A 12,409-nucleotide genomic window follows, 5' to 3' on the forward strand; every position below is an offset into this window, starting at 1 on the left:
ACAGCACCCAGATCGACGTGCGAGGCAATCAAATCGGACATCGCGTCCACTGCGGCCACAGCGGCGGCGCCGTGCTCGGCCGCCGGAATCAGGCCGAGGTGCCGGGAGGGAACTTCGAGTTCCGTCAACCGTGGCACAACTCCGAGCACTGCGACGCCGACCTTGTCGCACGCATGACGCAACACCTGCTCGTGACGAGCGCTCCCGACGCGATTGAGAATGACGCCGCCGATGCGCACACCTGCGTCGTAGGTCGCGAAGCCGTGGAGTACGGCGGCCAGACTCTGACTGTGCCCACGGGCGTCGATCACGAGCACTACCGGCGAACCGAGGATCGACGCGACCTGCGCCGTCGATCCCTCCGCCGACGGCTGCGAGTTTGCCTCGTCGATCTTCCCGTCGAACAGACCCATGACGCCTTCGACCACGGCGATGTCGCAACCAGCGGTTCCATGCCGGTAGAGCGGTCCGATGCGATCCGGGCCCACCAGAACAGTGTCGAGGTTGCGTCCGGGCCGCCCTGCCGCGAGTCCGTGATAACCCGGGTCGATGTAGTCCGGCCCCACCTTGAAGGGTGCAACGCTGCTACCGGACCGTCGCAGCGCGCCGATCAATCCCGTTGCCACCGTGGTCTTTCCGCTACCCGAGGCAGGAGCGGCGATCACCACGGCCGGAGTGGAAGGACTTACCATTCGATGCCCCGTTGGCCCTTTCGTCCGGCATCCATCGGGTGCTTGATCTTGGTCATCTCGGTCACGAGGTCGGCGGCGTCGATCAACGCCTGCGGGGCGTCGCGTCCCGTGATGACAACGTGCTGGTTGCCCGGACGATCGCGCAGTGTCTGCACGACCTCGTCGACGTCGACCCAGCCCCACTTGAGCGGATAGGTGAACTCGTCGAGGACATAGAATCGATGTTCCTCGCTCGCAAGCCTTCTCGCGATCTCCTGCCAACCCTCCGCAGCGGCAGCAGCATGATCTTCCTCGCTACCGGCCTTGCGTGTCCATGACCAACCTTCGCCCATCTTGTGCCACTGCACCGGCCCACCGACGCCGGTTTCGTCGTGCAGGTTTCCGAGCGCGCGGAACGCGGCTTCCTCTCCGACCTTCCACTTGGCACTCTTCACGAACTGGAACACGCCGATGTCGAACCCCTGATTCCAGGCACGCAGCGCCATGCCGAAAGCGGCGGTGGACTTACCCTTTCCCGGGCCGGTGTGCACGGCAAGTACCGGCGCGTTACGACGCTGACGCGTGGTCAGACCGTCGTCGGGAACTGTCTCGGGAACACCCTTGGGCATCGTGAACTCCTGAGCTGGGATCTAGGCTGCGGCGCGGACGACACCCGCGACCTGCTGCGCTGACAATTCGGCGAGGCGGACGTATCCGCCACGTAGTTCTCGCGCCAACTCGGCCGCCAGCCCCAGACGCACGAGCCCGGTCTCGCAGTCGACGACGATGGACGCGACGGACGCGTCGGCGAGAAGATGCGCGGCGACGCGGGCGCGGTGCAGCGCGTCCTTGCCGCCGGTAGCCCGGCCGTCGGTGAGTGTGACGACGAGGGCGCGACGCTGCGGGTCACGAAGTCGTTCACGCAGAACCACTTCGCGAGCACGCAGGAATCCCTCTGCGAGTGGGGATTTGCCGCCGGTACGCATCGACTGCAAGCGACGGACAGCGATGTCCACCGAAGATGTCGGCGGCAGTACGAGCTCCGCTTCACGACCACGGACAGTGATGACGGCGACCTTGTCGCGGCGCTGATAGGCGTCGCGGAGCAACGAGACAACCGCACCGGTGACCGCGGAGAGGCGGTCGCGTGCTGCCATCGACCCCGACGCGTCGACAACGAAGACGATCAGATTGCCTTCTCGCCCTTCACGTATCGCGCCGCGGAGGTCAGCCGGTGCCAGCCGCAACCGTCCAGCAGTGCGACCACGGGCAACTTGAGACTCGGCTGCGGCAAAGACCGTGCTCGTCAGATGCAATCCGTGCCCACGCTCCCGCGTGGACCGCACAACTCGTCCACGGGACGACATGGACCGCGAGCGTCGTCCCGGTGCACCTTCACCGACTCCCGGAACTTCGAGGAGCTTGGCCTTGAATTCGCCGGCCGGTGGAGCCGAGGGACGATCGGTGGCGCGCACTCCCCCACCAGGTCCGTCAGGGTCGTCCGGGCCGTCGTCGTCAGGCCCGTCGTCGTCCGGCCCTTCGTCTCCGGGACCGCCGTCATCGGAGCCGCCATCTTCCGGGCCACGGTCTTCGTGATTTTCGGGAGGTTCGGGCTCTCCGTCGCGCGCGTCGTCCTCTACCTGCGACTGAGCATCCTGATCGGCCTGCTCGAGCGCATCGTCCAACTGCTGCTGATCCAAGCCGGGCTCGTCGAACGGATCGCGGCGGCGGCGATGCGGCAGCGTCAGTTCCGCCGCTACTCGTACGTCCTCCGCAGTGACTTCACTGTCGCCGCGCCAGGCAGCGTGGGCCGTCGCGGTGCGCGCCAGCACCAAGTCCGCGCGCATACCGTCGACGTCGAACGACGCACACAGCGAGGCGATACGACGCAGTTCGCGGTTGCTCAGCTCGACCGAGTCCAATTTCTCACGCGCCGTGAGAATTTCGGACGCCAACTCCTCATCGGCGGATACGTACCGAGCGACAAATGCCTCGGGGTCACGCTCGTAGTCGAGTCGGCGACGCACCACTTCCATGCGAATGTCGACGTCGCGGGAAGCGGCGACGTCGACAGCCAGACCGAAACGGTCCAGAAGTTGCGGACGCAGTTCTCCCTCTTCGGGATTCATCGTGCCGACGAGTACGAACTTGGCCGGATGCGAATGGGAGATGCCGTCACGCTCGATGTGAACCCGGCCCATCGCCGCGGCGTCGAGAAGCACGTCGACCAGGTGGTCGTGAAGCAGATTCACCTCGTCGACGTACAGAACACCCTGGTGAGCGGCGGCGAGCAGTCCAGGTTGGAATGCGCGCTCACCGTCACGCAGAACCTTCTCCAAGTCGATCGAACCGATCACCCGGTCTTCGGTGGCGCCCACGGGCAGTTCGACCAAGCGGGCCGGTCGTGTCGTTCCGGCGTCGTCGACCGCGGGCAGCAGCGCAGTCAGCGCGCGCACGACCGTCGACTTGGCAGTTCCCTTCTCACCGCGGACCAGGACCCCACCGATCCCTGGATGCACCGCACACAGGATCAGCGCCAATCGCAATTGATCCTGGCCGACCACAGCACTGAACGGGAAGCCCGCCACTGGTCGATCTTCTTCACTTCGCACGTCGATATCCCTCCACCTCTCGGTTTCCTCGCCGAGAATTTGGCTGCACTCGAATGTCGCGGCAACCTGGCTGAGATCTCCCGGTCTATCGGTAGAGGAGAGATCTTTCACAGTGGCGGGACCGCGCCTGGATCGAACAGGACTTCCCCGCGAACATTCGGTATCGAAAAAACCCTAGTCGGCTCGCTTTCCCACGAGCCGACCAGGGTCAATTCTCCGACAAACTAGCTGACGGCCACGAAAGGCTCTCCCCCACCACGACGCATCGGGGTGTGCGGGATGCCGTCTTCGATGAACTCTTCGCCGTCAGCCTTGAATCCGTGCTTGGCGTACATCTCGACCAAGTAGGTCTGGGCGTTGATCCGACACGGCGCTTCGCCGACCTCGGCAAGTGCGGCCTGCAGGAGGCGGGTCGTGTGGCCCTGGCCGCGAGCCTGACGCGACGTGCAGAGGCGTCCGATTCGGAAGCTCTTGTTTCCGTCGTCGTGCTCTTCGAGCAGCCGGAGCGTGCACACCACCTGGCCGTCCTGCTCGAGCCAGAAGTGGCGTGTTTCCGTCAGCAGGTCCCGCCCGTCCAACTCGGGATACGGGCAAGCCTGCTCGACGACAAAGACCTCCACTCGAAGCTTCAACAACTCGTAGAACGTCTTGTTGTCGAGATCGAGTGCCCATGAACGCTTCAAAGCTGCTGTTGCCGTCATGGGTTGGACTATCACACAGTCGCGGCGGTATCCGCGACCGGAGCCGATTCGGAAGCACCGGCGGAATCGAGCTCGAGAACCTTCGAGGACCAATCCCAGACCTGGTTGAACAGGCCTTCGTTGTCGGTGAGCTTGACGCCGATGGACGGAACCATCTCGCGGAGCTTGCCCTTCCAACCCTGGAACTCGGTCGGGAAGCAGCGCTCGAGTACGTCCAGCATCGCCGGGACGGCCGTGGACGCACCGGGCGAAGCACCGAGCAGACCGGCGATGGAACCGTCCTCAGCGGCGACCACAGCGGTACCGAATTCGAGGACACCACCCTTGCCCTTGGCGCGGCGGATCACCTGGACGCGCTGGCCCGCGGTGATGAGTTCCCAGTCCTGGGCCTGCGCCTTGGGCGCGAACTCACGCAGATCCCAGATGCGACCGGCTTCGTTCTTGGCAAGCTCGCTGACCAGGTACTTGACCAGGCCGAGCTCGCTGACACCGACACCGAGCATCGAGAGGATGTTGTTCGGCTTGACCGAGCCGGGCAGGTCGGTGACGCGACCCTGCTTGAGGAACTTCGGCGACCAACCAGCGTAGGGACCGAACAGCAGACCCGGCTTGTTGCCGATGACACGGGTGTCCAGGTGAGGCACCGACATGGGCGGGGCGCCGACGGCAGCCTTGCCGTAGACCTTGGCGCTGTGCTGGTCGATGAGTTCGGGGTTGGTGCATCGCAGGAAGGCACCGCTGACCGGGAAGCCTCCGAAGCCCTTGGCTTCCTTGATGCCGGACTTCTGCAGCAGGTGCAGGGCGCCGCCACCCGCGCCGACGAATACGAAACGCGAGCGAACGGTGCGCTTTTCACCGGTACGACGGTTGGTGACCTTGACGGTCCAGGACTTGTCCGAGTTCTGGGTCAGGTTGGTGACCTCGTGGCCGAAGTACATCTTGCCGCCGGTCTTGCCGATGTAGCCGATGAGCTGCTTGGTGAGCGCTCCGAAATCGACGTCGGTGCCGTCCTGGCTCCAGTTCAGGGCGATGGGATCGGAGAAGTCGCGTCCCTTGGCCATGAGCGGCAAACGCTTGCTGAACTCGGCCGGATCGTCGATGTACTCCATACCGCGGAAGAGCGTGTGGCCGGCAAGTGCGTCGTAACGAGCACGCAGGTACTTGGCGTTGGCCTCACCGTGAACGAAGCTCACGTGCGCGATGGGGTTGATGAATTCCTTGGGCTGCGTCAGGACGCCCTGCTCTACCGCGTGTGCCCAGAACTGGCGTGACACCTGGAACTGCTCGTTGACGTTGACGGCCTTCTTGATGTCGACCGTGCCGTCCGAGTTCTCAGGTGTGTAATTGAGCTCACACAGGGCTGAGTGACCGGTTCCCGCGTTGTTCCAGGGGTCGCTGCTCTCGGCTGCGACGGCATCGAGCCGCTCGAAGGTCGAGATCGACCAATCGGGCTGCAGCTGGCGCAGCAATGCACCCAGCGTGGCGCTCATGATGCCTGCGCCCACGAGCACTACATCCGTCTTCGTCTCTACCGCGTTCTGATTCGACACTGGAGAATCGACTTCCTTGTCATTAGCCGTGCGCGCATCCGCCTGCTGTGTTACGCCGAATAGGTTACCCGTGCGTACACGCGCGGTTCACCACCCCCAATTGTGCTCTACAACGCGCACTCGAAACGACGATTAGATTGTGATTTGTGACTACTTGGGTTCCAGACGTCCTCGGTGACGGATATCAGCAGCTGACGATCCCGCTCGGAACGGATCCGGACGGCGAAGGCGAGGTGGACGCAACACTGGTCCGCTACCAACCGCAGAAGGAGGCGGTGAAGACACGCCGTGCCGTTTTGTACGTGCACGGCTTCACCGATTACTTCTTCCAGAAGCACCTCGCCGAGCACTTTGCCGAGCAGGGTTACGCCTTCTTCGCACTCGACCTGCGTAAGTGCGGCCGCTCCCTCAAACCGGGGCACACAGCTCATTACGTCTCCGACCTTGCGCTCTACGACGCCGAACTGAACGAAGCGCTGCGCATCGTCCGCAGCGAGACCGAGGGCAGCGAGGTGCTGCTCATGGCGCACTCCACCGGCGGTCTGATCGTTCCGCTCTGGCTGAACCGTTTGCAGCGCAAGCCCGGTGGCAGCGACGGCGCCGGAATCTGCGGGCTGGTACTCAACAGCCCCTGGTTCGACCTTCAGGGTCCCTCAGTGGTGCGCAACGTCGGTACTACGGCGATCGATGCGCTCGGACGGGTATCGGCGAAGACGGTGATCCCGGGAACTGGGCTACCGACTTACGGTTCCAGTCTTCATGTTTCGGCCAACGGCGTCTGGGATTACAACCTCGACTGGAAGCCACTGGCCGGCTGCCCCGTTACCTTCGGCTGGATGCGGGCCGTCCGAGCGGGTCACGCAAAACTTCACCGCGGCCTAGACATCGGAGTGCCCGCGCTGATTCTGCGCTCGAAGAAGTCGCAGTTCGCGAAGGCGTACAACCCGAGCGTCGACCTCGCCGATTCCGTGCTCGACGTCAAGCAGATCGCACGTTGGGCCGGTTGCCTCGGCGATCGCACCACCATCGTCCCGATCGACGGCGCCCGTCACGACGTGTTCCTTTCGACCGAGAAGCCCTTGGCCACAGCCTTTTCCGAACTCGACCTGTGGTTGGAGTGGCTCGACGGCCACCTCACCCCGGCCGCAGAAAGTTCGGCAAGCACAGCAAGCAACACACAGGAGATCGCGCAGTGACGCACTACGACCTTGCAATCATCGGCAGCGGATCCGGAAACTCGCTGCCCGACGAGCGGTTCGACGGCAAGAAGATCGCAATCCTCGAAGAGGGCACCTTCGGCGGAACGTGCCTCAATGTCGGGTGTATCCCGACCAAGATGTTCGTCTACGCCGCCGAGGTGGCACGCACCGTCACCAATGCCGAGAAGTACGGCGTCGACGCCACGCTCGACGGCGTTCGTTGGTCCGACATCGTCAAGCGCGTCTTCGGCCGCATCGATCCCATTTCTACAGGTGGTGAGCGGTACCGCAGCGAAGACAGTCCCAACACCACCGTCTACCGCGGCCACGCCACGTTCACCGGCGACAAGACGATCGACACCGGAACCGGCGAGACGATCACCGCTGACCAGGTGGTCATCGCAGCCGGTTCGCGTCCGATCATCCCGGACGAGATCGCGTCGAGTGGTGTGAAGTACTACACCAACGAAGACATCATGCGACTGCCCGAACTTCCCGAGCACCTCGTGATCGTCGGCTCCGGATTCATCGCCACCGAGTTCGCACACGTGTTCTCCGCGTTGGGTTCTCGCGTGTCGATCATCGGTCGCAGCCAGCGACTGCTGCGGCACCTCGACGACGAGATCTCCGAGCGCTTCACCGAGTTGGCCGAACAGAAGTGGGACGTCCATCTGGGCGCCCCCCTCACGTCGGTACGCGGCGACGGCGACAACATCGCCGTCGAACTGGCAAACGGCACAGTCGTTTCCGGTGACGTTCTCCTCGTCGCGGTCGGTCGTCAGCCGAACGGTGACCTACTCGGTCTCGACAAGGCCGGCGTCGAACTCGACGACAAGGGCTCGATCGTGGTCGACGAATACCAACGCACCACCGCAGAGGGCGTCTTCGCACTCGGTGACGTCTCCTCGCCGTACCAGCTCAAGCACGTCGCCAACCATGAAGCGCGCGTTGTTCAACACAACCTGCTCCAGGACGCGTGGAAGGACACGTCCGGGCTTCGCAGCACCGATCACCGCTTCGTACCGGCAGCCGTGTTCACCGATCCGCAGATCGCCGACGTCGGAATGACGGAGAAGCAGGCTCGCGACGCCGGACTCGACATCACCGTCAAGGTGCAGGCATACGGAGACGTCGCGTACGGCTGGGCGATGGAGGATCAGGAGGGCATCTGCAAGGTGATCGCCGAGCGCGGCACCGGACGCATTCTCGGTGCCCACGTCATGGGTACGCAGGCTCCGACGGTGATCCAGCCCCTCATCCAGGCGATGAGCTTCGGTTTGTCGGCGCAGGACATGGCGCGTGGCCAGTACTGGATCCACCCGGCCCTGGCCGAAGTGGTCGAGAACGCGCTGCTCGGCCTCGACATCTGAGCCCCGCAGCCCCAATGACGCCGAAAAGGCGGGCACTCCTCGCAAAGGGAATGCCCGCCTGTTCGTAGGTCAGAGTTTCACCAGGGGCTGGTACGCAGCACGATCTCGGTTGCGAGTTCGGCCGGTGCCGACTTGACGACATCGTCGACACCCGGAAGTTCCGTCACGCGGAAGTCGGAGTACACGAAACGACCGCTGGCGTCGGCGATGGCCCGACCTCCACTGCCCACGACTACGGTGGTCGGAACCTCGACCGGCGGTACGCCGGCAATATCGCTGGCCGACGGATGTCCACGGTCCACGGCGATCAAACTCGCGAAGCGGCCGAACTGACGTGCAGCCAACAGCCATGCGAGATCGGCGCCCTCCCGGTGACCGACGAGATTCACCCAGGCGATGTTCAACTCGTCCAGAAGTACCACTGCCGAGGTCTCGTCGAGATTCTCGATCGATTCCACCGCGACGGTCCGCAGATCCGAATGATGCAGTCGCTCACACACATCGTCGTACAAGTCGACGGGGTCGCCCTTGCCGGGAAGCAGGAGTACCGCATGCTTGCTGACCGGCCCGTCGATCCGAACGGTGCACGAACCACTGCCCACCGCTACTCGAGTCAATTCCATGTCTGGAAACGGTACGCGATCCACACAGTGGAGGACCCTGGAGTCGACAGAAGTATGACCACTCATACATTCACGCGCCGCTACGAGCCCGAATTGTTCGCTCTGTACCGCCTCCACTCGGAGCGAAAGTGGCTTTCGGCGCATCTGAGGCGACGGGCGTACCGTTCGCTCGAAAGTGGGGGTGGGCCGAACTCCAGTGGGGCGCGGGTCTAGGTACCGGACGGTTTGGGGAGCCTCGTCATTCCGTAGACGTGATCAGCGCGCACCGTGAGGATCTGTCGACGCTCCGCAACCATCGCTTCGCGGTACTCCTCCCAATCGGGATGCTCCTGACCGCTGATGTCCCGGTACAGCTCGACCAGGGCGTCCGACACTTCATCGTGAGGATCGGCCGCGACGGGTGTCACCACGGCAAGTCCTTCGATCACGGCGTAGCTCCAGAAGTCGGGCGCGCTGACGTGAAGGGAAACCCGCGGATCGCGTAGGGCATTACGGCTCTTGGCGCGATCAGCAGTGACGGACACGGAAGCCGTCTTCGACTCGTCATCCCAGCGGTAAATGATGTTGGACAACTGTGGGCGGCCGTCACGCTTGACGGTTGCCAACACACCTTGTTTTCCCTCGGCCACGAGTGCGAACAACGCGTCGTCGGTGTCTGTGTCATTGCTCATATGTGCACCAACGACGCCGTGCGGCCGGTTTGTTCCGGAGGCAGTCCAGTTCGAAGATCGCGGACCGCAATCGCGCGATCACTCTTCCCTCGTTGGACGACAGCGGACAAAGATAGTCGACATGGCAACTTCTCGCGACATCCTCCGGCTGACTGCGTTCAGTTCGGATCCGGCCGGCGGTAATCCGGCCGGCGTAGTACTCGACGCGCGTGGACTCGACGACTCCGAATTACAATCTGTTGCAGCCGAAATCGGGTATGCCGAGACGGCGTTCCTCATCGAACCGGTACTCGGAGGCAACCCGCGCCACAGCCGGATCCGGTACTTCTCCCCTATCGCCGAAGTACCGTTCTGCGGTCATGCCACTATTGCGACGGCCATCGCTCTCACCGAGCGAGACGGTGACGGAACCTTCACATTCGAAACACCGATCGGACCGGTATCCATCGACACGGCGACCGACGAGGACGGAACGTCCACCGCGACCTTCACCAGCGTCGAACCATCGGTCTCGCCGATCGATCATGCTGTACTGACAGCACTGCTCGGGCTCATCGGCGTCGATTCGTCTGCGCTCGACGCGCGGTATCCCGCAATGCTCTCGTACGCCGGCAACACGCACCCGATTGTCGTACTTCGTGATCAGGCGGCCTTCGACGAGTTCACCTTCGATCCATCCGCAATGCGAACTCTGATGGACGCGCAGGGGTGGGCGCGCACGGTGACGATCCTGCATCCCCTCGACGACAACACCTTTGAAGCCCGAAATCTGTTTCCGGTGGGAAACATCGTCGAGGATCCCGCAACCGGGTCCGCAGCGGCATCGACCGGCGGTTACCTGCGCAAACTCGAACCCGCGGCCACTCCGCGGCGGATCACCATCCACCAGGGCCGACACGTCGGGCGACCCAGCGTTCTCGCGGTCGAGATCCCGGTCGACGGCGGTATCGCGGTCACCGGCACCGCCGTGCCGACAGACGACCCCCGGTAACCACCAGCGATGAGTTTCTCCCGGCCGGCGGGTCTATTCACCAGAGCGACGTCACAAGAGCATCGCATCGAGCCGGGAGAACATCATGTCTGCAATCGCTTCAACCGCACACAACCTCCACCTCACCAAGCCGCGTGCCGTACTCGGGGCCACGGTCATGGCCCTCGTCGCCAACCTGATCCTGTGGCTGATCGGCCTGGCATCGGGCGGATCGTTCGAGATGACAGATCAGGGAAAGGTGGCGAGCGTAGCTCCCGGCGGGGTCATCACACTTACGGTAGTGCCGTTGCTGGTCGGTTTGTCGCTCGCAATGTTGATCTCACTGAAGTGGGAGCCGATCATCCGCATCGCTCAGGTCGTGGGTGCAGTGTTTGCGCTCGGCACCATCGCCCTGACGATTGCCGCGGACTTCGACGCCGCCAGCACGGTCACGCTCGCGCTGATGCACGTGGTTGTCGCCGCGAGCGTGGTCGTCGCGCTCGAGGCCGTACGTCGGTCTCCGTCGAACTAGACCGCGGTGGGCGGCGCGGAATACGTCTCGACGATCTCGGCTGCCACGTCACGCAACTTGGTGTTCGTGGTCTGAGACTGCCTGCGCAGCATGTGAAATGCGGTGTCGGCATCGATCCGATGGATGGCCATCAGCATGCCTTTGGCCTGTTCTATCGGCGCCCGAGTCTCGAGCGCGCGTTGCAAGGCGTCAGCTACCGCCTTGGCGGATTTGAAACGGGAGAAGTCTCCGATCGCGCGTGAGACTGTTGTCGTGAGAATCTCCATGACTTCCGCGTCGACGCTGTCGAAGGCCGCTGGGGCACGTCCGTACAGGTTGAACGAACCGAGTCGCTGATCCGGCGTGAAGAGCGGCGCCGCGAGAAAGGACTTGATCCCTTCGTCCTTCGCGGCAGCCGCGAACCGCGGCCAGCGTTCTGCGCTGGTCTCGGCGTCAACGACTACGGTTTCACCGGTTCGAGCCGCGTGCAGACATGGTCCGTCGCCGGCGTCGTATTGCTCGATGTCGACGCGCAGGGTCCGCGAATCGGTGTGAACGGCGGTGTAGGTCTGCCCGGCAAGATCGATGGTGACGCCGATGCTGTCGGCGCCGTCGATGGCGTCGTTCGCGATTTCGACGGCGCGTTGGAGTAGAACCACGAGTTCGTCCTCGTCGCCGATACTTCCCCCGAGCGCTGCCAGCAACTCTCTGACCGCACGTGCCGTCAGCCGAGTTTCCGCAGCCTCGACGGCGACGTCAGCACCCGATGCCGTCGCATCGTCCGGCAGTACCGACGGCACCGAATCCTCGGTTCTCGGGTCGAAGCCTCTGGGGTCGAAAGCGGTATCCACGACGAAGCATTCTTCCAGTTTCACGGGCACCAAGGAGAGTGAGTTCGGTGACAGAACCCGGCAAACCGCCGAGTCGTCATCGCCATCGATCGAGTGCGACACCGAGATTCCGCCTCGCCCGAGTGTGCTGGCCACGAACCGCGTCCGGACTCAGCTCCAGGACAACAGCGATCTGCGGATACGTCATGCCCTCCACTTCTCGCAAGACCCAGGCAGCACGCTGACGCAGTGGCAGGCGATCGAGTTCGGATTCCAGGGCATCGAGAAATGCTGTGCCGCAGACTTCTTCGCTCGGATCACGCAAACGGGGATCAGCTTCTTCCCGGAGTTCGTCCATATCGGCGGCGCAGGAGCCGACTTTTCGATAGAAATCCGAGATCTTGCGAGAACAGATCGCGAACAACCAGGTCTTGGTGCTCGAGCGCCGCTGAAACCCCGGAAGTTGGCGCCACGCAGCGACGCAGGTTTCCTGGACGATGTCGTCGACGTCACTCTCGCTCGCGAGCAGTCGACGGGCAAATCGATACAAGTGCGGGCCGTATCGGCGGACGATGACGTCGAAGGCCGCGTGATCGCCGAGCATTGCCGAGTCGACCAGCACCTCGTCACTGAAGTCGGTCAGCAAGCCGTCGAATTGATCTGTCACCGCGCACACTCCTACTAGGGAGCCGTCGCGGGAG

General features: G+C 63.5%; 13 protein-coding genes. 4 read left to right on the plus strand and 9 right to left on the minus strand.

The annotated features are described in order from the left end of the window. The 5 genes from RWT78_RS13325 to mqo form a co-directional block, all read right to left on the minus strand. On the minus strand, positions 1 to 692 hold a 692-nt coding region (locus tag RWT78_RS13325; RefSeq protein WP_314676104.1), incomplete at its 3' end, for a cobyrinate a,c-diamide synthase. Further along, positions 686 to 1,300: a cob(I)yrinic acid a,c-diamide adenosyltransferase gene (gene cobO / locus RWT78_RS13330; protein WP_003942784.1), complete on the minus strand. Its 615-nt coding sequence runs from the start codon at positions 1,298 to 1,300 to the stop codon at positions 686 to 688. The genes cobO and RWT78_RS13325, both read right to left, overlap by 7 nt. A gap of 21 nt (positions 1,301 to 1,321) precedes the next feature. Further along, positions 1,322 to 3,283: a magnesium chelatase subunit D family protein gene (locus tag RWT78_RS13335; protein WP_050656494.1), complete on the minus strand. Its 1,962-nt coding sequence runs from the start codon at positions 3,281 to 3,283 to the stop codon at positions 1,322 to 1,324. A 224-nt stretch (positions 3,284 to 3,507) separates the two neighbouring features. After that, positions 3,508 to 3,984 carry a GNAT family N-acetyltransferase gene (locus RWT78_RS13340; protein ID WP_003942808.1) on the minus strand — a complete coding sequence of 159 codons (477 nt, stop codon included), beginning with the start codon at positions 3,982 to 3,984 and terminating at the stop codon, positions 3,508 to 3,510. Positions 3,985 to 3,995: 11 nt separating this feature from the next. Then, positions 3,996 to 5,534 carry a malate dehydrogenase (quinone) gene (gene mqo / locus RWT78_RS13345; RefSeq protein WP_003942820.1) on the minus strand — a complete coding sequence of 513 codons (1,539 nt, stop codon included), beginning with the start codon at positions 5,532 to 5,534 and terminating at the stop codon, positions 3,996 to 3,998. A 146-nt stretch (positions 5,535 to 5,680) separates the two neighbouring features. Here mqo and RWT78_RS13350 point away from each other — a divergent pair, with 146 nt between their 5' ends. Beyond that, the gene (locus RWT78_RS13350) at positions 5,681 to 6,730 is read left to right on the plus strand and encodes an alpha/beta hydrolase (RefSeq protein ID WP_054831351.1); all 1,050 of its coding nucleotides are present in this window, start codon (positions 5,681 to 5,683) and stop codon (positions 6,728 to 6,730) included. After that, a complete protein-coding gene (gene mtr, locus RWT78_RS13355) occupies positions 6,727 to 8,103 on the plus strand; it encodes a mycothione reductase (RefSeq protein ID WP_314676126.1) in 1,377 nt (458 codons plus the stop codon). The genes RWT78_RS13350 and mtr overlap by 4 nt, the downstream gene beginning before the upstream one ends. A gap of 77 nt (positions 8,104 to 8,180) precedes the next feature. On the opposite strand, the gene RWT78_RS13360 is transcribed toward mtr, so the two are convergent. Both RWT78_RS13360 and RWT78_RS13365 read right to left on the minus strand, forming a co-directional pair. After that, positions 8,181 to 8,726 carry an alpha/beta fold hydrolase gene (locus RWT78_RS13360; protein WP_003942671.1) on the minus strand — a complete coding sequence of 182 codons (546 nt, stop codon included), beginning with the start codon at positions 8,724 to 8,726 and terminating at the stop codon, positions 8,181 to 8,183. A gap of 209 nt (positions 8,727 to 8,935) precedes the next feature. Beyond that, complete coding sequence (locus tag RWT78_RS13365; RefSeq protein ID WP_314676127.1) at positions 8,936 to 9,397, minus strand: PPOX class F420-dependent oxidoreductase; 462 nt, start codon at positions 9,395 to 9,397, stop codon at positions 8,936 to 8,938. A gap of 121 nt (positions 9,398 to 9,518) precedes the next feature. Between RWT78_RS13365 and RWT78_RS13370 the strand changes: the two genes are divergently transcribed. Together RWT78_RS13370 and RWT78_RS13375 are read left to right on the plus strand one after the other, a co-directional pair. Then, the gene (locus tag RWT78_RS13370; RefSeq protein WP_314676129.1) at positions 9,519 to 10,388 is read left to right on the plus strand and encodes a PhzF family phenazine biosynthesis protein; all 870 of its coding nucleotides are present in this window, start codon (positions 9,519 to 9,521) and stop codon (positions 10,386 to 10,388) included. Positions 10,389 to 10,473: 85 nt separating this feature from the next. Next, positions 10,474 to 10,899, plus strand: a complete 426-nt coding sequence (locus RWT78_RS13375) for a DUF6069 family protein (protein ID WP_007734977.1) — start codon at positions 10,474 to 10,476, stop codon at positions 10,897 to 10,899. On the opposite strand, the gene RWT78_RS13380 is transcribed toward RWT78_RS13375, so the two are convergent. Together RWT78_RS13380 and RWT78_RS13385 are read right to left on the minus strand one after the other, a co-directional pair. Continuing rightward, positions 10,896 to 11,729: a GAF and ANTAR domain-containing protein gene (locus RWT78_RS13380; protein WP_003942693.1), complete on the minus strand. Its 834-nt coding sequence runs from the start codon at positions 11,727 to 11,729 to the stop codon at positions 10,896 to 10,898. The two genes, RWT78_RS13375 and RWT78_RS13380, sit on opposite strands and share 4 nt — an antisense overlap. Before the next feature lie 76 nt (positions 11,730 to 11,805). Continuing rightward, a complete protein-coding gene (locus RWT78_RS13385; RefSeq protein WP_007734974.1) occupies positions 11,806 to 12,375 on the minus strand; it encodes an RNA polymerase sigma factor in 570 nt (189 codons plus the stop codon). Positions 12,376 to 12,409 lie beyond the last annotated feature (34 nt).

The organism is uncultured Rhodococcus sp. (genome assembly GCF_963525155.1).
Taxonomy (GTDB): Bacteria; Actinomycetota; Actinomycetes; order Mycobacteriales; family Mycobacteriaceae; genus Rhodococcus_F; species Rhodococcus_F qingshengii.